Below are 20,308 nucleotides of genomic sequence, written 5' to 3' on the forward strand. Positions count from 1 at the left end.
ATAAACTCGACGCCAACACGTACTCATAAAAAAGCAGCGCCTCGGCGCTGCTGGTTTGCTGGTGTCAAGACTCACCCTTGGGGAGTCCTATGCTTGGCTAGCCAACCAATGAGGGTATTGAATGGCATGGGTTTGGCGAACAAATACCCCTGTAGCACGTCGCACTCCAGCGACAGTAAATGTCGCTCCTGTTGGCGGGTTTCGACACCCTCGGCAACCACGGTGAGCTCTAAATGATGAGCGAGTGCAATGATTCCCTGCACGACGGCGGCATCTTTGCCGTTGTCACCAATATTGATAATGAAGCTGCGATCGATCTTGATTTTATCGATGGGTAAGTGGCGTAGGTAGCTAAGACTCGAAAACCCCGTGCCAAAGTCATCGATCGCAATACTGATCCCCATGTTTCGTAGCGCGTGCAGCGTATCGATGGCGGCGTCGGTGTCGTTCATTAAAATACCTTCGGTCAGTTCCAGCTCCAGTGCGGTGGGCGGGAGACCTGCGGCGTCGAGGGTGTTGCGTAGCGAGCTCAAAAAGCTAGGGCGATGAAATTGCATGGGAGATAGGTTGATCGCCATGCGGCAGTCGCTTGGTAGATCTGGTGGCAGTTTCATGAAGTCTTGGGCGGCACGCTCCATGACCCACTGACTCAAGCCGATGATTTGTCCCGTCTCCTCGGCGATGGGAATGAATAGCGCAGGTGAAATGGGGCCTTTGACAGGATGATTCCAACGAAGAAGCGCCTCGAAACCGCGTACATCGCCCTCTCGACCCAGCAGTGGTTGATAATGCAGTTCGAATTGCTCTTGGCTGATGGCTTCTTGAAGGTCGTTTCTCAACGTGACGCGCTGTGTCAACTTCTGATTGATATCGTGTGTAAAGATTTGCTGGGTATTTCGCCCTTGCTGTTTGGCTTTGTACATCGCCATGTCTGCCTGTTGAAGCAGAGCCGCCGGATTATCGAGGCCCTCATCGCCGAGCGCGATACCGATACTCGCCGAGAGATAGAGTTCGTGCCGGTCGATGCGATAGGGCTGGGCGAGTTCTAAGAGCAAGCGTTCGGCCACCTCTTGTGCTTGATGGGGAGCGTCCAAATCAGGCAGCAGAAGCACGAATTCGTCGCCGCCAAAGCGACAAAGCGTATCCGAAGGGCGAATCACGTCCTCCAAACGACGTGCCACGTGGATCAATACTTGATCGCCGATGGCATGGCCCAACGTGTCATTGATCGGCTTGAATTCGTCCAAATCGATGAACAGCACGGCGAGCTGCTGATGGTGTCGCTTGGCTAAGTCGACGTCATGGCGTAAACGATCTTCGAACAGCGCCCGGTTGCCAAGTCCAGTAAGCGCATCGTGCGTTGCATGAAATGCCAGCTCGTTTTCGTGATCTTTTCGTTCTGAAATATCGTTGATAATGCCCACAAAGTGGGTCGCTTTGCCATCTTGCGCACGCACGGGGGATATGAACACGTTGTTCCAGAATGCGCGTCCATCTTTACGATAGTGACGAATCGTCAAGCTGATGTCTTGCTGACGGGTGAGCGCGTCTTGGATCTCTTGTACCTGTTTGGGGTCAGTATCTGGTCCCTTTAAAAAGTCATAATTTTGTTGCTGGGCATCGTCGAGTTCATAGCCGGTGATCGCAACGAAGGCGGGGTTGACGTAAATGATTGGGAAGTCGTCGCCGCGAGCCTCACAAATCAACACGCCATTACTGCTCGCCTCCAGGCTGCGCTGAAAGATACGCAATTGCGCCTCGTTGAAACGCAGGGCGGTCATCTCTTTTACCACGCCGTACACGCCTACCACCGTTTCCATGACCACTGTCGGTAGAAACGAGATATCGACGAAGTGCAGTTGCCCCGTTTGGCTAGGAAGCTCGATTTCTATACGCTGTGCCACGCCGGTGAGCGCCTGGCCAAAGACTTCGTCGATCGATTCGCGCTGCTCGGTGGGCACGAAACTGTCAAGGTGTTGACCGATGATATCGGCTTCGCTCATGCCCATCAGCGTCAGAAGTGATTGGTTCACGCTGAGGAAGTGGCCGTCGATATCGAGCGAAAACACGCCGTCTGGATTTTGAGTAAACAGTGAGCGAAAGCGCTGTTCGCTGTCTTGTAGGGTTTGCTGGTGGTGATAACGCTCGATAGCCAAACGCATTAATCGCAGAGCGCTAGGTAGCAGCGTTGGTTCGGTATCGGCGGTGTGGTTGGCTGCCGATGCGGGCATCTGCTGCGACAGCAGTACCACCACGCCCAAAGGCAGTTCCTCTGAGCCGCTTATGATATGTACGTCGGCGCAAACATAGCCATTCTCGGCCGCCATTTGGGTAAACGTCAGCGACATGTTGGTATCTGGGGTAAGACGCGTCGTCGATTGCCCTTGCTGATGTAGTTCTCTGGCCAGCGTGACGAGGCTCTCGCTGAAGGATAGCGAGTCTTGGAGGGCAAACGGTAGACTGCTGGAGAGTACTTCCACTCGGTAGGTCGCTGTGTTGTCTAGCCGCCATATGGCCGCGTGGCAGTGTGGGCTTTGTTGTTCCAAGAGCCGGCAAATTTGCAGAAGGGTGGCGCTGCAGGGCTCGTCGCGAGCAATCATGGCTTGAATGCGGTGCTGATCCTCCAGTGCCTCTTTGGCTTTGGCAAGCTCCCGTGTCCGCTGAGCTCTTGCCGCGATCAAGGCGAAGCTAAGCACCAGTTGATAGGTGAGTAGCAAACCCGCTATGCCGATACTGGCAGCAAGGAATTGAGCGACATCGAACGTAGGTGAAGGGCGCGGCCAAAGGCTCAAGTTTAGCGCCGCATCACCTGGCAGCCCAAGGCGCTTCTCGCTAAGGGGGGCGTCCTGTGGTCGTGCTTCTTGCTCATCTGTCGCGGTGTCGGCTGAGAGGATGGAACCGCCTGCATGGCTGATCGAAAGCGAGAAAGCTTGATCCGCAATTTGGGTCTCTTGAGTAATGAGATAGGCTATATCGATGACGGCCACGAGCTGAGCCCGCTCCTCGACCGAGGGGGTCACTGCCAAAAGAGCCATATCAGGGCGCTGTGGATCAGGAAAGAGCCACTGAACGGTTCGTGGCTGATTCAGCCAGCGTAATACCGGCTGACTGACGAGCTGGTCATCCAGCCATAAAAGTTCGTTTTCCTGCTGAGCATGTCGCCAGACGTCTCGCGCTGAGGGGAGGAAGTAGGCCAGGGCGCGGATGCTGGGATAATCACGCCAGTAGCGAGCCACTTCCTGTTGGCGAAAGATCTCCTCTTCGGGCAGGTTTTGCCAGCGTTCAGCGAGACGTTCAAGGATGACGGCACGAGAGTTCAGTGTACGTTCGACACTGGTGGTGACACTGGCGAGCGTGTTCTCTGCTTCTGTGCGGATGGTGGCATGCTGACTCCAACTCAATAAAAACCAAGCGCTCATGCTCAGCGCTACACCCACGATGCCTGCAGCAACAGCGGCTTTGCTCAACGAGGCCGCCAAGTGTGGGACGTGCCGACTCACCATGATCATGGCCAAGCCAAACGAGAAACACAAAAAAGCGGGTAACGGAGCACTGGCGCGAGGCAGCCAGTTAGGCAGTGCGACACCTAAATTGTGGAGGAGCGTTATTGCACCGATCCCCCACAGCACCATCCCCCCGCTCTGCCATATGCGACGTTGCCAGGCACCTTTGGGTCCGACCCATAAACAGAACGCCGCGAGCAGGGAAATAGGCGCGGCTTGGCTGGGTAGCCTGGGCTGCCCGGTGAGCCAAGAGACGCCCGAGCTGCCAGCAAAGGTGTTATGGATAGCCGTATAAAGCGCCAACAACAACAGGGTAATGCCCGCGATACGTCGCCAGCGAGGGGCGTTTGCCATGACGGCGCTCAAGCCCAATCCCGAGAGTAGGATGACGAGCGAACTATCGGGAAGTATCGCCAGTGCTTGCGGCTGGGGCAGGCGAGGCACAGTACCAAATATCAAGTTGGCACCACCGATAATGACCGTGGTGGTTAACAGCATGAGTAGGCCCGTCTGTAACGCTAACTCACGGTTATTGACATCCATTAGGCAGCGGCCACCTAAAACAGGGTGGGAATCGATATCGATATAGCGATTGCACAGTACAGGCCAATACTCTCAGCGATCCCCTAGGCTGGCAAGGCGCCATCCGTCGAAAGTCGGCTCTACAAGGTGCGCCTATCAACGCTAAATAGCGACTGCGTTTATAGTTTATCGGTTGGGGACATATAGCTTTACCATAGAGCTGTGTAGACTGGGGAAAGACCTCTCGATTTGCAAGGACACCTCATGACCGCTGCAACTTCTGCGCCTGTACCGCCCATTGTGGTAGGGGTCGGAGCCTCGGCTGGCGGGCTCGAAGCCATTTCCAACCTGATCCGACCGCTCGACCCTGCGTTGCCTATGGCGTTTGTTGTGCTGCAGCATGTGTCTCCTAATCACAAGAGTATGCTGGTGGAAATCCTCAGCCGAGAAACACGGCTGCAGGTGGTGAGGCTCGAACATCTACAGCGCCCTGAGCCAGGGGTCATCTATGTCGTGCCCGCCAACACCAACGCGACGATCAAAGAAGGTGCGTTTCACACGACGCCCGCGTTGCCCCATATCGTGCCTAAGCCCTCAATCAACGATTTTTTCTCATCATTAGCCAGTGATGCACATGAATCTGCCGTCGGCATCGTGCTATCTGGGACGGGATCGGACGGCACTGCCGGGTTGCGGGCGATCTTAGCCGCCGGTGGCATCACCATGGTGCAAACGCCAAGTAGCGCCAAGTACGATGGGATGCCCCAATCGGCGATTGATGCCGGGGTCATCGACTATATTCTCGACGTCGACGAGATGGCTGCTCGGCTGTCTGAGTTGGCGCGCCTAGAGTGCGCGAGCCTCGAAGGAAACCAAATAGCGGTGCCTCCGCGGGTGCTTTCGTTGTTAAAAGAGCGTCGCCATCTGGATTTTTCCGGCTACAAACTGGGCACGTTGAGTCGCCGGATCCGCCGTCGTATGGTGGCCACTCACGTCGCGGACATTCAGCAGTACGTTGCATTGTTGGAGCGCGACCCCTCTGAGCTTGAACAGCTTGGACGCGATATATTGATCTCCGTAACGGCTTTTTTTCGAGATACCACGGCGTTTGACGCGCTCAAACGAGTGATTCATTCCATGGTAGAAGAGGCCGATGCGGGCCCGCTGCGTATCTGGGTAGCGGGCTGTGCGACCGGCGAGGAGGCATACTCCCTTGCGCTGTTGATCGCTGAAGCGAAGCGCATGCTCGATAGCAGCGTGGTGGTGCAGATTTTTGCCACGGACATTGACGAATATGCACTAGAGATAGCCCGGCGTGGTCGTTACCTAAGCGCTGCATTAGAGGCGCTATCGCCCGACCTATTGGCCCGCTATTTCACACGCCTCGAACACTTTTATGAAGTGAACAAAACCTTGCGGGATATGATTGTGTTTGCAAAGCACAATTTGGTCGACGACCCACCCTTTTTGCGCTTGAGTCTGATTACCTGCCGGAACGTCTTGATTTACTTCGATAGTGAGCTTCAGTCTAAAGTCCTGCAGCGCTTCCATTTTGGTCTCAGGGTAAAAGGCACTCTGTTTTTAGGGCGTTCCGAGAGCATTGGACACTGTGAGCCACTGTTTACTCCAGTCGACCGTCGCGAACGACTATTTGCCAAACAGGGCGAAAGTCACGAGATCATGAATAACGCGCCGACGTCCAGAAGCATCATGTCTCCCGTGAAGCGCCAAGATCGAGACCTGCAGCAGCTATTGGATGCCCTAGTTGCGCACATGGGGATCACCGTGGCCTTATGCGATGCTCAGGGTAACGTTCAGCATACCGCCGGGGAGGTAAAACGTTTCTTACGCTTTCCTGCCGGACGCACGCAGGTGGGCATTCAGGATGTCATGATCGACCCTTTTTGCGGTGAACTGATGTCCTTGTTACACCAGTTCAACAAACAGCGAGCGCCACAGCTAGGGCGACGTCGGCGGCTTGACGATGAGTGGTGGCAGCTCAGCGTTCGTGGGCTTACCGACCAAGGAGACGAGCGGCGTATCTTGATCGTTTTGGCACCGCTGGCGGATATCGAAAAGCCAACTCGAATGCCGCTCGACCAGCTCATGGAGCCACCTTTACTCGATGGCGCCGATAGTTTAGAGGATGAGCTAGAGGCCACTCGCGAACATTTACAGTCGCTCATTGAAGAGCTAGCGACCGCCAATGAGGAGATGCAGTCGCTCAACGAAGAGGCCCAAGCGTCTAATGAAGAGCTTCAGGCCACGAACGAAGAGTTGGAAGCGTCCAACGAAGAGCTGCAAGCGACGAACGAAGAACTGATCAGCTTGAATGAAGAGCTCAACGTGAAAACCGGCGAGCTGACGAAGCTCAACGAAGAATATACCTATCTGTACGATGCGCTCGATTTTCCGCTACTAGTATTCGATGGTGCACTTTTTCTCAAACGCTACAATGCGCCTGCTGCACGCTCGTTCAATGTTCGTCCAACCGCGCTGATGCGCCATGTGTCGGGGCTTCGCTTACCGCAGGTGTTCGATGATCTAGAGAACGCCATGGCAGACGTTGCCCGGCAGGCTGCACCGGTGGAGAGCGTTATCGAACTCGAAGGGCGACTACTACAGCGGCTGATCACCCCCGGCATCAATCAGCAAGGGACGGTGGAGCTACTGGTCGTTACGTTGATGGACGTGACCGACCTGAGCCAAGTGCAAGCGAAGCTCAGACAATCTCAAGCGCAAATGCAAGCGCTGATGGAAAACAGCACGATCATGGTCGCGTTGAAAGATCTCAACGGACGCTACACGTTTGCCAATCCGCAGTTTCTCAAAACGTTTGGTCTCACGAAAGAGCAATTGATTGGGCGAAGTGTCTTCGAGCTTTTCCCAGACGCATACGCAGGCTCGGTATGGGCGCGGGACATGGATGCGGTGCGCTTTCAAAAAATCGTTGAGGCTGAGCATACGCTCCCCAGCGATCACGGCACTGCGCGTGTCTTGTCCTGCGTGCATCAAGTGCTACGTGACGAGCAAGGCCATCCCTACTTGATTTTGACTGAGTCTGAAGATATTACCGCGCGTAAACACGCCGAACGAGAAATGCTGGTGGCCTCGAAGGTCTTCGAGCAAGCTGGCGAGGCGATTGTCGTCATCGATGCCCAAGGCAATGTTAGGTCGGTCAATAATGCGTTTAGTCGCATTACGGGGTACGCGGCTGACGCTGTCGAGGGACAGCCCGCGCTACCCTTGCTGTACCGCGACGATGACAGCCAGGAGGGTAGGCAACGACGGGGCACTTGCTATGTGCTGTGGGACATCGTCAAACAGCACGGATATTGGCAGGGTGAAGTGTTCAACAAACGCCGAGACGGCACGTTATTTTCGCAGTGGCTAACGCTCAATATGATCGAGCCCGATAGCCAAGACGAAGCGCTATGTGTAGCGGTCTTTTCGGACATCAGCCATATCAAGGAGTCGCAGCGCCAAGCAGAGTATTTGGCCACCCACGATGCGCTGACCGGCTTGCCGAATCGAACGCTGTTTCAGGACCGTCTCAAAGTAGCGATTGCTCACGCCAAGCGTAGTGAGCAGGCCAGCGCACTAATGTTTTTGGATTTGGACAACTTTAAGAGTATCAACGATACCCTGGGGCATGACGTTGGGGATGAGCTGCTCATTCAAGTCGCGCATCGTCTGAAAGAGCTGGTGCGGGACATGGATACCGTTGCCCGCCTAGGCGGTGACGAGTTTACGGTCATCCTCGTGGATACCTCCATCGAAGGGGCCGAGCAGGTCGCTAAGCGGATTGTCGAGGCACTCTCCAAGCCTTTCGACGTGCGCCGTCATGCGCTGTTCGTGACCTCTAGCGTTGGCTTGGCGTTCTGCCCCGATGATGGTGACGACGTGGCTGGGCTCACCAAAGCCGCTGATACGGCAATGTATCGAGCCAAAGAGAATGGTCGTGATCGGTTCGAATTGTTTAAACCCGAGCTTCAAGCACGCCTGATGCGTGATGTCGCCATCGAGCATGCCCTGCGCGACGGAATGGAACACGACCGTTTACAGCTGGTGTACCAGCCGAAATTCGTCTGTGTCGACCAAGGCGCGTTATCCGGAGCCGAGGCGCTGCTGCGGTGGGTCGATCCCACGCTGGGACAGGTAAGTCCTGTCGATTTCATACCGGTGGCCGAAGCGACCGGCCTGATTCTGGAGCTGGACCGCTACGTAGCATTGCAATTGATTCGCCAATTGGCCAAGTGGCGTGACGATGGACTGACGCCGCCGCCAGTGGCCATGAACGTATCCGCGCGTAGTTTTCAAGAGGAGCGCTTCATTACGCATCTGTTCGGCTGCTTGAAACAGTACCGGGTGCCTTGCTCGCTCATTCAGGTGGAAATCACGGAAAGTACCCTAGTGGATCGGTCGAGTTCGGCGTTGGGCAATATCGAAAAACTGCGTGAAGCGGGCATTAAACTGGCCGTGGACGACTTCGGCACTGGTTACTCATCGCTAGCGTACTTGAAGCGGCTGCCCTTGGCCGAGTTGAAAATAGACAAAAGCTTCGTGGATGGTTTAGGGGAAAAAGACGAGGGTGATCGCGCCATTGCGCTGGCGATTTTGGGTATGGCAAAGGCCTTGGGCATTCGCACCGTGGGGGAGGGGGTCGAAACCTCCTCTCAATTAGCGTGGTTGATTGAAAACGACTGTGACTTTGTTCAAGGTTACCTACTCTCGAAACCGTTACCGCTGGCCGAATTCACGGCCTTGATTACCGGCAGTGGTCACCCCCACGATGCCCCCTCTCAGGATGTAGTGTCATGACCCAATCCCGTGGCTTTATCCACCACTGTGAGCAGGAGGCGCTACACCTTTCTGGCGCCATTCAGCCCCATGGTGTGCTGCTGATTACCGATGTCGATGGCACGGTCTCACACGTTTCGGCCAATGCAGAGACTCTATTGAGGGATGTGGAGCCCCAAGTAGGCCTGGGAAAGCCGTTGCCCGCCTTTCTTGACGGTATCGTCAAAACGCTCCCCAACCTAGGTCCTGGAGAGCGGCATGCGGGTCAATGCGAAACGCCCCGGCAAGAGTTCGATGTCGTGGTGACTCAGCATCATGGGCGCGGTTGGATCTATGAATTGTATCCTGTCGATGCCCATGCCGCACCGATGGTTGCCGTCAGCCCTCCTACGGCTGTGCCGGAGAGTGCTGATGAGCTGGCAAGCCAGTGTCAGGCGCTAATGGATAGCCTGCTGGCGGTGAGTGGTTTCGACCGGGTGCTCTATTACCGTTTCATGCCAGAGGGTGATGGTGAGGTGATCGCCGAGGCGCGTCGCGAGGGCGTGACGGGCAGCTATCGTGGGCTGCGTTTTCCCGCCAGCGACATACCCTATATCGCTCGCCAACTCTATTTGAAGAACCCGTGGCGTACGATTCCCGATGCCACGGCCGCCCCTGTACCGATCTATGCGACCCAGGCCGATGCAACGCCTGACTTGAGCTACGTCGACCTGCGCAGTGCCTCGCCAGTGCACTTGGAGTACATGGCCAATATGGGCGTTGAGGGTGCCGTCTCGCTACCGATCATCCAGGGGGGAGAGTTGGATGCGCTTATCTCTTGCCATGCTGCTATGCCCAAACAGCTTACGCTCAGCCAGCTTGAGTCCATACGTACGTTGAGTGAGGGGTTTAACTTACGTCTGCGCGATTTCAAAGCGCGTCGGCGTCAGCAAGTCATCGATGGTCTGCAGCGCTACTTCGATCACGCTAAGTCGGTGCTGATGCGTCACGGCGAGCTTGAAAGCGCCTGGGACGAGTTGAGCGAGTGGTTGATGGACACCTTCAGTGTAGATGGCGTCATACTGCAGATGGGGGAGGAGTACTACCAGCAAGGCGTAGGATTGACGCCTCATGTGATGGCGATGGTCGCGACCCAGGCTGCGAAGGAGTCCAGCAATGTTTGGGTCAGCGAGTGTCTGCAGCGTGACTGCCCGGGGATGCCGCTTAGTGAAGTGGCGGGTGTGGCATTGATCAGCGATCTTCCCTTCGACTCGCATCATACCGTCAATCTTTACTTATGCCGCGTGGAGCACATTTACAACGTCACCTGGGGAGGTAATCCCGATAAGCCGGTGGATTACCGCGAAGGAGGCAGCATGGTGTCACCAAGGCGGTCCTTCGAAGCTTGGGTCGAACAGCGACTGGGGCACAGCCGACCCTGGACCAAAAGTACCCGTCTTCATCTTTTAAAACTACGTGCGCTGCTCCAGCAAGCCAAGACAATACCGTGGCGGCAAAATGAAGCATAAAGATGCAGGGGGGCTACTGGCGCAGACACTAAGGCTCGCGACGAAAGCCGACCATCGCTGCATCGACCATCATCCGGCATTGGTGACACTGCTGAGTCCTCACCTTGATAGGACCCGCTTTGGACGTGGGCTTGCGGCGCTTTATCCTGCCATTGCCGGGCTGGAGTTTACGTTAGATCAGTCGCCAGTAGATGACGAAGCGCGCTATCCATTGACCCTGCGGGAGCCACTGCTTCGCCAGGACCTCGTAGGCCTGAATCAACCGCAGCAGTCGGCTTGGCCGTTCACCGCCCCCGCCAACGCATACGAAAAGGTGGGAATGATGTACGTGCTAGAGGGGTCTCGACTGGGCGGACAGCTGATTGGTCGGCATGTTCGGCGCTTACTGGGGGAGCAGGTGCCATGCCGTTTTTTTACCGATGTGCCGCTGACTCCCCACGCATGGGCTGCTTTTTGGCACTATGCCGAAGCCGTGTGTCCTGAGTCCACATGGCCCGACGTCGTTATGGGCGCTCGCCAAGCCTTTGGTGAGTTCAACCAAGCGCTCACTGCGGCGCTTCCCGCCGACGACGCCATTACGCCAGCCCTAGCGCCCATAGAATGAATGCGTCTTGGCGTGCGGCATCCCGCCAGGCTTTGAACCTGCCCGAGGCGCCACCGTGCCCACTGCTCATGTCGGTATGCAGTAGAATGGGCGCGTCTCCCTGCTGCGCCTGTGTGACGCGGGCGTAGAACTTGGCAGGCTCCCAGTAGCTCACCCGAGTATCGAACCAGCTTCCTTCGACCCATAGCGCTGGGTAGCGCTGCGGTTGGATGTTGTCGATAGGCGAGTAGCCCGCGATACGCTTGGCGACATTTGGGTCTTCCGGATTTCCCCACTCGGTATACTCGGCCGTGGTGAGCGGCAGCGCTGGGTTTTGCATGGTGCGCAGCACATCCAGAAAAGGCACATCCAATACGGCGGCACAGAACGCCTCGGGCGCGCGGTTAAGGCACGTGCCTACCAGTAGCCCACCGGCGCTGGCCCCATAGGCGACCACCCGCTCAGGTTGACTGACATGGGCGGTGACGAGGGCCTCACGGGCGGCTAAAAAGTCGTGAAAGCTGTTTTCTTTGTGGGCCATCTTGCCCTTCAAGTACCACGGTTCGCCGCGCTCACCACCACCCCGCACATGAGCCACGGCAAACGCGACGCCGCGTTCCAGAAGCTCCAGTCGGGCAATCGAAAACCAGGGGTCCAGTGCGTCCCCGTAGGCACCATAACCGTACAGCAGAGTGGGCAGCGGTTGGTCGGCCAAGTCGGTCCGCATGACCACCGAGATGGGCACCTGCTCCCCATCGTGGCTGGTCGCCCATACTCGGCGACTGGTCAATTGCTCAGGTGTCAGGTGGCCGTGAACGGCGACGCGCTTCAACAGTTTGCGTTGACCGCTATCGAGATCCAGGGCGTACCAGCTTGGCGGGCGGGTGAACGACTCTTCTCGTAGATGCAGCGTGCGCGTATCGAAGTGGGGCGAGTCTTCCAGAAGCTGTGAGCAAAGCGTTTCCGGCAGCGCCAAATAGCCATCGAATAGGAAATGATGTTGCGCATCCAGTTCCACACGGCGCAACCTTACCTGTGCATCTTGATGGCTGCGCTCGGCCAGAATTAGCCCCCATGAGAATGCATCCATACCTTCGAGCGTTGCATCGTCGCGGTGAGGAATCAGCGTTTGCCAAGGCGCCTGTGGGTTGCTCAGCGAATCGGTGCGGATGTCTAACTGGAAGTGTGGTCCCGTTTGGTTGTTCAAGCGATAGAACGTGCCAGGGCGATGATCGATACTTACCTCTACACCCGGTTGGCGAGCATGAAGACATACCGGCGGGACGGCTGGCCGGTGGGCTGGAAGAGCAAGCACTTCCGTGGTCTCCTTCGAGCCAGTTTCGATCATTAACCAGGCTTTCGAGCGTGTTTTGCCCACGCCGACCCAGAATTCCGGATCGGCTTCGCGGAAGATCAATTCAGGAGATGGCTGACCCCCGTCCTTGGCAAAAGCGACCCACAGACGCCATAAGCTGTCTGGTCGTTGGGTATCGTCGAAGCGGGTGAATAGAAGCGTGGCACCCTCGGCGCTTTGGTCTTCCGCCCAGCATACGCTAGGGCCGATATCGCTAAGTAGCTGACGGGGCGCTCCGTTAGGCAGCCTTTTCAACCACAGCGTAAAGCGCTCGTCACCCTGAGTGTCTTCCGTCCAGGCCAGCCACTGCTCGTCGGGAGAGAGGGCCATGTCCCCCATATCAAAGAACGGCTGATGAGCAGCGCGCTCGCGGACATCGAGAAAACAGGTTTTTTGCTCTGGCTGGCCGTTGGGGTAACGCCACCAGCAAGGGTAATCATCTTCCGCGCCGGTCTCGCTCCAGAACGTAAAGTGGTCAAGCGCTGTCTCTAGACTCTTGACCGCTAACTCCCTACGTGCAAGGTGCGAACGGTAGAGCGTATCCGCTAGGGGTGAGAGGGGGGCAAACCAGTCGGCATGCTGCTGGTTGGCCGCAGTGATGAAATCGCTGACGTCAGTGCTCTCGCGGTCTTCTAACCAGTGCCATTCAGGATCATCGGCGCGATAATAGTGCGCGACGGGCGAGCCTTCGTGCATACCAGGCTGTGCTTTCATAAATTGACAGGTACCATAACGGGAAATCAACGTCGGGTGATTCCACCCACATGAGGGGTATTATGCTGTTTGCAGACTCAATGTCACTGCTGTGGTTAAGTTATTACGGTCTTTCACTGCTGGTTCTGTTAGCGGTGTACTTTGCGTTGGCCCTGTTTCCACGTCTGCCAAGATTAGTGATCACCTGGTGCGTGGCGGGCGCCATGTGGATGCCTGCGAACTACCGCTTGCCGCTGGTTGAGGAGGGGGAGTTTTATACCGGCTGGGCGCCCTCGGCGATGGTGGCGGCCGTTGGTTTCTTTGAGCACAGCGCAAGCGCCATGCGCACCGGGCTGCTGTGGGCCGTGCTGGGCGTAGCGCTGGGGGCAGGCATTGGCATCGCGCTGTGGTGGTGGCGTCGCCCGTTGCCTGAAGAGCACACCCCGCCGCGCCATCAAGCGGAAGAGGCCCCCCAGCCGACACGTCGCCGTGAACCGGTCATCCGCTAGTGGGAGAAGCAGCAAAGGAGCGCGCCCATGTGTGAATTGCTGGGCATGAGTGCCAACGTGCCCACCGATATTTGCTTCAGCTTCTCAGGCTTCTTGCACCGCGGTGGAGGCACAGGCCCGCACCGCGACGGTTGGGGTATCGCCTTTTATGAGGAGGGCGGCTATCGCGAATTCAGAGACCCTCACCCGTCCGTGGATTCACCGATTGCCCGCTTGATCTGTGAGTATCCGATCAAATCCAACGTCGTCATCAGTCATATTCGCCAAGCCAACGTGGGCGGGGTAAGGCTGGCCAACACGCATCCGTTTACCCGTGAAATGTGGGGTCGGCCTTGGTGTTACGCTCATAATGGTCAACTGAGCAACTGGCAGTCGCTGCCCTTAGGGATGTACACCCCGGTGGGCAATACCGATAGCGAGCATGCGTTTTGCTGGATCATGGGTGAACTGCGGCGCACGTTTCCTATGCCACCGGCTTCGCCAGAGGCACTATGGGAAACACTGCATTCACTATGTGAGCAGCTCAGGGGTTTAGGCGTTTTTAATTTACTCCTTTCTGACGGCGTCTATCTTTATAGCTATTGCACCACCAAGTTGGCGCACATCACTCGGCGTGCGCCCTTTGGTGAGGCGGAGCTATCTGATGCTGAGATGACGGTCAATTTCATCGAGCATACGACGCCCAACGATATCGTATCGGTCATTGCGACTGAGCCGCTCACTCAAAACGAGGCATGGCAGCGCATGGTGCCAGGGGAGTTACTGGTATGGCGTGAGGGAGAAATCAGCGCGCGGTATTGTCCATAATGCAATAGGGTTCGAAGGGTATAAGCTAAAGTTGAAACGTAAGTTTCAATCGATCGTTTTACAGTGCCCTAAACGTCGTATATCGTTGGCATTTAGTCGCTTTATACAACCCCACCACAATAACAAGGTCGGTCTCATATCGACACGGATAGCGGAGATAGCCCATGAGCGAACACGCCAACACCTCTATTTTAAGCGGACCAGCGCTTGAAGGGTTGGAAGACTACCACTCTATTACGGATGTTTTTCACTCAGCCGTCTCACGTTTTTCAAGCAAGCCCGCGTTTACCTGCATGGGCAAAACGCTGAGTTTTTCCGACCTTGACCGTCTTTCGGCTCACTTCGCGGCTTGGCTTCAGCATGAGACCGACTTGGTGCCAGGAGACAGGATCGCCATCCAGTTGCCGAACGTGCTTCAGTTCCCCGTGGCAGTGTTTGGTGCCTTGCGGGCGGGGCTCGTGGTGGTCAACACCAACCCGCTGTATACCGAGCGGGAGATGGCGCACCAGTTCAAAGACTCCAATGCCAAGGCCATCGTGATCTTGGCCAATATGGCCGACAAGCTAGAAAAAGTGCTCGATAAAACGGACATTAAGCATGTATTGGTAACGCAGCTTGCCGACCTGCACGATGCCCCCAAGCGTTGGCTCATCAATGCCGTCGTGAAGCACGTCAAGAAAATGGTGCCTGCCTACTCGCTGCCCAGCGCCGTTGGCTTTAGAGACGCACTGAAGAAAGGCGCGTCGCTAAAGCACACCCCCGTGGAGCGCACGTTGGAGGATTTGGCAGCGCTGCAGTACACGGGCGGCACGACCGGTATGCCTAAAGGGGCCATGCTGACCCATCGCAATCTGGTGGCGAACATGCTACAGGCCCGTTCAGCCATCGGTGAACATCTCACCGATGGTGAAGAGCTGGTGATTGCGCCGTTGCCTGTCTACCACATCTACACCTTTACCGTGAACTGCTTGTTCCTGATGGAAACCGGCAATCACTCGCTGCTCATCACCAATCCTCGAGATTTGCCCAATTTCGTTAAAGAACTCAAAGGGCTGCCGTTTACCGGTTTTATCGGCCTCAATACGCTATTTAATGCGCTATGTAATCGTGATGACTTCAAACAGCTCGACTTCTCCAAATTGAAACTGACCATTTCCGGCGGCATGGCGCTGACCAAGGCGGCTGCTCAGCGCTGGGAAGAGACCACCGGTTGCCCGATCGCCGAAGGCTACGGCCTTACCGAGACGTCGCCTATCGTCAGCTTCAACCCCAACGATGCCATTCAATTGGGCACCATTGGCAAACCGGTCGCGGGTACGTCGGTGAAAGTGGTGGATGGCGATGGCCAAGATATGCCGTTTGGAGAGCCAGGGGAGCTGTGTGTGAAGGGCCCTCAGGTCATGAAAGGTTATTGGCAGCGTGAAGAGGAAACGCGTAACGCCATCGATGATGACGGCTGGTTCCGGACAGGAGATATCGCTGTATTACAGAGCGACGGCTACATCAAAATCGTGGATCGTAAGAAGGACATGATTTTGGTGTCGGGTTTCAACGTCTACCCCAATGAGGTCGAGGACGTCGTCGCAGCACATCCAGATGTGTTGGAAGCAGCGGCCGTGGGCGTCGCCGATGAGAACGCGGGTGAGGCCATCAAGCTATTCGTGGTGTCGAAAAACAGCCAGCTCGATGCCGAGACGTTACGGGCTTGGTGCAAGAAAGAGCTAACTGCGTACAAAGTGCCCAAATACATCGAGTTCCGCGATGAGCTACCGAAGACCAACGTTGGCAAGGTGCTGCGCCGCCAACTGCGTGATCAGGAAAAGCCTTCTACGCCATAAAGCTTGAGTACTCGGTCAAGCGGACGTTAGGCGTCTCGTTCGCGAAAGCGTTACAATGGTCGGCCCACTTGCAAGTGGGCCGACGTTTATTCTGAGATGGAACCGAGCCTAACGTGACCACCGACACGCACTCATCCCGTATCGACATCCTGCAAGACAACGCTTCCTCACTAGCAACGCTCAAGGCGTCGCTAGATCACGTCATGCGGCGTGATCAGGAGCGGCTCTCGCGTCGGGTGGCGGGCCTACGGCGGCGGCAGCGAGAGAACAAACCGATCGACCGCGGTTTGAACGAGGTGGAGCGGGAGGTCGACCAAGCCAAGCAATTGCTGGCCCAGCGGGAAAGCCTCCGCGTGACGCTGGATTACCCGGCAGAGCTGCCGGTGGTAGAGCGCCGTGAGGATATTCTCGCCGCGATCCGTGACCATCAAGTGGTGGTCGTGGCCGGGGAGACGGGGTCGGGTAAAACCACTCAGTTACCTAAAATGTGTCTGGAGCTGGGTCGTGGCCGTAAAGGGTTGATTGGCCATACTCAGCCACGGCGTCTGGCGGCGCGCAGCGTCGCGGGGCGTCTGGCGGAGGAGTTGAGCGTACCACTAGGCGAGCAAGTAGGCTATCAGGTCCGTTTCAACGACCAAAGCTCACCGAGCACGCTCGTCAAGCTGATGACCGACGGAATCCTGCTGGCCGAGACTCAACACGATCCTCTGCTGCTCCGTTACGACACGCTGATCATTGACGAAGCCCACGAGCGCAGCCTGAACATCGATTTCTTGCTTGGCTACCTCAAACGGTTGCTGCCTAAGCGTCCTGATCTGAAAGTCATCATCACCTCGGCCACAATCGATGTGGAGCGTTTTGCGGCGCATTTCGGCACGCCTGAAACGCCAGCGCCGGTGGTCGAGGTGTCGGGCCGAACGTTCCCGGTAGACGTGCATTACCGTCCGTTGGCGCGCAGCGATGAGGATGAAGAGGACCGCACACTGCAAGAAGGCATCGTTCACGCCGTGCGAGAAATCGAAACGATCGAACGAGAAAAAGGCTGGCTGCATGGCCCCCGGGACGTACTGGTGTTTTTACCCGGCGAGCGGGAGATCCGTGAAACTGCCGATACGTTGCGCCGTGCTGACTTGAAAGGCACCGAGATTTTGCCGCTGTACGCGCGCCTCTCCAACGAAGAGCAGAATCGGGTGTTTGCTCCTCACCGGGGACGGCGGATCGTACTGGCGACGAACGTGGCCGAAACCTCACTCACCGTGCCGGGGATACGCTACGTCATTGACCCGGGCCTTGTGCGCATCAGCCGTTACAGCTACCGGGCAAAAATTCAGCGACTGCCCATCGAGCCAGTCAGCCAGGCCAGCGCCAATCAGCGCAAGGGCCGCTGCGGCCGGATCGCCGAAGGCGTCTGTATTCGTCTTTACGACGAAGAGGATTTTCTGTCTCGGCCCGCGTTCACCGACCCGGAGATCCAGCGTACCAACCTGGCGTCGGTCATTTTGTCGATGCTGGCACTCAAGCTAGGCAGTATCGAAGACTTCCCCTTCGTCGACCCGCCCGATAGTCGCTTCGTCAAAGATGGCTTTAGGCTGCTTTTCGAGCTCGGTGCCGTCAACGAGAAGCAGCAACTGAGCACACTGGGCCGTAAGCTGGCGAAGCTGCCCATCGACCCTCGCTTGGCCCGTATGGTGTTGGCTGGTGCAGAGCGGGGCTGCCTGCGTGACGTACTGATTGTCGTATCGGCGCTGGCGATTCAAGACCCCCGCGATCGGCCCGCCGACAAGCGCCAAGCCGCCGACCAGGCGCATCAGCGCTGGCACGATCCGGATTCCGACTTCGTGGCGTTGTTGAACTTGTGGCATGGCATTGATAACGCCCGCGATGCGCTATCCGGCAACCAGCTGCGCCGCTGGTGTCGCGAGCACTACATCAACTACCTGCGCATGCGCGAGTGGCACGATACGTTTCGCCAGCTACGCCAGCTGTTGCGGGATATGGATATCGAGGTGCCCGCACCGCTACCCCGTGATGAGAACGAAAGCGAAGAGCAGGCCAAGCAAGCCAGACGGAAAACGTCCGGTAAGCTGCATCAGGCGTTACTATCGGGTCTGCTCTCCCATTTGGGCACGTTACTTGAAAACCGCGAGTACCTCGGCGCGCGAAACCGCAAGTTCATGATTCATCCAGGCTCAGGGCTGGCCAAGAAAACCCCCAAATGGGTCATGGCCTTCGAGTTGATCGAAACCACCAAGCTGTTTGCCCGCACCGTCGCCAAAATCGACCCCCAATGGATCGAACCGCAGGCGGAACACTTGGTGAAACGCAGCTACAGTGAGCCTCACTGGGAGATGAAGCGTGCCCAGGTGGTCGCCTTCGAGCAGGTCACTCTGTTTGGCCTACCTATCGTAGCGCGCCGTCGTGTTCATTATGGGCCCATTGCGCCACAGGAGTCGCGGGAGCTGTTCATCCGCCGGGCGCTAGTGGAAGGCGAGTTTCAAACCAAAGGGGCGTTCTTCGCCCATAATCGTGCGCTAATCGATGAAGTCGAAGCGCTAGAAGATCGCGCCCGTCGGCGGGATATTCTCGTTGACGAAGAGACGCTCTTTGCCTTCTACGACGAGCGCATACCCGCAGATGTCGTCAATGGCAAGGGCTTCGAGCACTGGCGTAAGCAGGCCGAGCGTCAGGACCCTGAGCTGCTCAAGTTCGATATCGATGCTCTCAAGGCCCGGGATGCCCATGACGTCACTCTGGCGCAGTATCCAGATCATTTAACGCTGTCTGGCGTCGCGTACCCGGTCAGTTACCACTTCGACCCGGATGCCGCCGACGATGGCGTGACCCTAACCGTGCCTGCGGCCATGCTACCGCAGTTGCCCGTTCATGCCCTTGAGTGGTTGGTGCCGGGGCTTCTACGCGAGAAGTGTATTGCGCTTTTGAAATCGCTGCCGAAAAGCATTCGTCGTCAGGTAGTGCCCATTCCTGACTGGGTCGATGCTGCATTGGAGACGCTAGCGCCCGATGAGCGGCCGCTTACCGAAGCGTTGGGTGAGTTCATTCGCCGACGTACCGGCACCCGTGTTCATCCAGACGATTGGCGTCTCGATTTGCTACCCCCGCACCTGATCATGAACGTGCGAGTGGTCGATCATGCGGGTGACATGCTTGGCCAGGGGCGCGACGTGAGGGCACTAGAGAAGCGTTTCGAAGAGGCGGCTAGTGCAGGGGCCCAGGCGTTGGCCGATCAGGCAAGCCAAGCGCCTTCGATGGACGAACTACCTCAGACACCGCTGCCCGAGTCGCGTGTGACCACGCAAGCGGGCATTCGTGTAGAAGCCTATCCAGCGCTGGTCGCCAATGGGCATCATTTCAACGTCAGCCTGTTCGATCACCCTGCGAAAGCCACTGCGGCCCACCAAGAGGGCGTTGCCCGGTTAGCCATCGCAAAGCAGCCCGAGCAAGTGAAAGCGATCAAACGCTTGCCTGGGGTGGAAAAGTGCGCGCTGCTATTTGCTAAAGTAGGCACTAAGCAGGTGCTCGTGGACGACTTGCTGCTAGCAGTGTTTACCCAGGTGGTGGCGACACATCCGCTGCCGCGCTCTGCCCCTGAGCTCGCCGAGCGTCTCGATAGGACCGGCGACTCGCTGATTCCCTATGCGGTAACGCTTTTGGAGCGGGTTGAAAACGCCTTGAAAGGGCATTTAGCCGTCACCAAGGTGCTTAAAGGGAAGCTCAATTTTGCGTTAGCGCTCGTTTACAGTGATGTGAGCGCACAGATGCAGCGGTTGGTCTATCCTGGCTTCATTCGCGATGCTGGGGAGTGGCTTGATGAGTATCCACGCTATACCGAAGCCGCGTTGATTCGCCTTGAAAAGGCGGCCCGCGAACGAGGTCGTGATCAAATGATGATGCAGGATGTCCAGGCGCTCGAAGAACGCTTCGACGCGCGACGCAAAAGCGAGCGACGCGGTAACGCTGAAGACCCGGCACTCGTGGTATTCGGCTGGTGGCTCCAGGAGCTGCGTGTTTCTCTGTTTGCGCAGCAGCTCGGAACAAAAATGCCGGTGTCAGTAAAGCGCCTGGAAAAACGCTGGGAAGAGATCACGCATCCCTAACACAGCGTTCGTCAGCACAGAGCAGGATGGTCTGCCTGCACGATACTATTTGACTGATGGTTTCGGCTTGACGTGT

9 protein-coding genes are annotated in these 20,308 nt (G+C 56.9%); 7 read left to right on the top strand and 2 right to left on the bottom strand.

From position 1 onward, the window contains the following. Positions 1 to 71: 71 nt before the first annotated feature. Complete coding sequence (locus FHJ80_RS03415; protein WP_139525622.1) at positions 72 to 4,046, bottom strand: bifunctional diguanylate cyclase/phosphodiesterase; 3,975 nt, start codon at positions 4,044 to 4,046, stop codon at positions 72 to 74. 243 nt (positions 4,047 to 4,289) lie between these two features. Here FHJ80_RS03415 and FHJ80_RS03420 point away from each other — a divergent pair, with 243 nt between their 5' ends. Genes FHJ80_RS03420 through FHJ80_RS03430 form a run of 3 tightly spaced genes read left to right on the top strand, consistent with a single transcriptional unit; the run spans position 4,290 to position 10,937 of the window. Continuing rightward, a complete protein-coding gene (locus FHJ80_RS03420; RefSeq protein WP_139525623.1) occupies positions 4,290 to 8,846 on the top strand; it encodes an EAL domain-containing protein in 4,557 nt (1,518 codons plus the stop codon). Then, the gene (locus FHJ80_RS03425; protein WP_139525624.1) at positions 8,843 to 10,333 is read left to right on the top strand and encodes a GAF domain-containing protein; all 1,491 of its coding nucleotides are present in this window, start codon (positions 8,843 to 8,845) and stop codon (positions 10,331 to 10,333) included. Before FHJ80_RS03420 ends, FHJ80_RS03425 begins: the two co-directional genes overlap by 4 nt. Beyond that, the gene (locus tag FHJ80_RS03430; RefSeq protein WP_139525625.1) at positions 10,323 to 10,937 is read left to right on the top strand and encodes a biliverdin-producing heme oxygenase; all 615 of its coding nucleotides are present in this window, start codon (positions 10,323 to 10,325) and stop codon (positions 10,935 to 10,937) included. The genes FHJ80_RS03425 and FHJ80_RS03430 overlap by 11 nt, the downstream gene beginning before the upstream one ends. Here FHJ80_RS03430 and FHJ80_RS03435 read toward each other — a convergent pair. Continuing rightward, positions 10,909 to 12,984 carry a S9 family peptidase gene (locus tag FHJ80_RS03435; protein ID WP_139525626.1) on the bottom strand — a complete coding sequence of 692 codons (2,076 nt, stop codon included), beginning with the start codon at positions 12,982 to 12,984 and terminating at the stop codon, positions 10,909 to 10,911. The genes FHJ80_RS03430 and FHJ80_RS03435 overlap by 29 nt on opposite strands. A 62-nt stretch (positions 12,985 to 13,046) precedes the next feature. Here FHJ80_RS03435 and FHJ80_RS03440 point away from each other — a divergent pair, with 62 nt between their 5' ends. The 4 genes from FHJ80_RS03440 to hrpA all read left to right on the top strand — a co-directional run bounded on the left by FHJ80_RS03440 (position 13,047) and on the right by hrpA (position 20,232). Beyond that, positions 13,047 to 13,472, top strand: a complete 426-nt coding sequence (locus FHJ80_RS03440; RefSeq protein WP_139525627.1) for a hypothetical protein — start codon at positions 13,047 to 13,049, stop codon at positions 13,470 to 13,472. Between the two features lie 27 nt (positions 13,473 to 13,499). Next, positions 13,500 to 14,279: a class II glutamine amidotransferase gene (locus FHJ80_RS03445; RefSeq protein ID WP_139525628.1), complete on the top strand. Its 780-nt coding sequence runs from the start codon at positions 13,500 to 13,502 to the stop codon at positions 14,277 to 14,279. A gap of 164 nt (positions 14,280 to 14,443) precedes the next feature. Further along, positions 14,444 to 16,117: an AMP-binding protein gene (locus FHJ80_RS03450; RefSeq protein WP_139525629.1), complete on the top strand. Its 1,674-nt coding sequence runs from the start codon at positions 14,444 to 14,446 to the stop codon at positions 16,115 to 16,117. A gap of 203 nt (positions 16,118 to 16,320) precedes the next feature. Then, complete coding sequence (gene hrpA, locus FHJ80_RS03455) at positions 16,321 to 20,232, top strand: ATP-dependent RNA helicase HrpA (RefSeq protein ID WP_231125545.1); 3,912 nt, start codon at positions 16,321 to 16,323, stop codon at positions 20,230 to 20,232. The last annotated feature ends 76 nt before the right edge of the window (positions 20,233 to 20,308 follow it).

Origin of the sequence: Halomonas sp. BL6, from assembly GCF_006228115.1 — a bacterium.
In the GTDB taxonomy this organism is placed as follows: Bacteria; Pseudomonadota; Gammaproteobacteria; order Pseudomonadales; family Halomonadaceae; genus Vreelandella; species Vreelandella piezotolerans.

Bases quoted from the DNA above. Each gene is read 5' to 3' on its own strand.
- FHJ80_RS03415 (WP_139525622.1), bottom strand. From the start codon at position 4,046: ATGGATGTCAATAACCGTGAGTTAGCGTTACAGACGGGCCTACTCATG.
- FHJ80_RS03420 (WP_139525623.1), top strand. From the start codon at position 4,290: ATGACCGCTGCAACTTCTGCGCCTGTACCGCCCATTGTGGTAGGGGTC.
- FHJ80_RS03425 (WP_139525624.1), top strand. From the start codon at position 8,843: ATGACCCAATCCCGTGGCTTTATCCACCACTGTGAGCAGGAGGCGCTA.
- FHJ80_RS03430 (WP_139525625.1), top strand. From the start codon at position 10,323: ATGAAGCATAAAGATGCAGGGGGGCTACTGGCGCAGACACTAAGGCTC.
- FHJ80_RS03435 (WP_139525626.1), bottom strand. From the start codon at position 12,984: ATGAAAGCACAGCCTGGTATGCACGAAGGCTCGCCCGTCGCGCACTAT.
- FHJ80_RS03440 (WP_139525627.1), top strand. From the start codon at position 13,047: ATGCTGTTTGCAGACTCAATGTCACTGCTGTGGTTAAGTTATTACGGT.
- FHJ80_RS03445 (WP_139525628.1), top strand. From the start codon at position 13,500: ATGTGTGAATTGCTGGGCATGAGTGCCAACGTGCCCACCGATATTTGC.
- FHJ80_RS03450 (WP_139525629.1), top strand. From the start codon at position 14,444: ATGAGCGAACACGCCAACACCTCTATTTTAAGCGGACCAGCGCTTGAA.
- hrpA (WP_231125545.1), top strand. From the start codon at position 16,321: ATGCGGCGTGATCAGGAGCGGCTCTCGCGTCGGGTGGCGGGCCTACGG.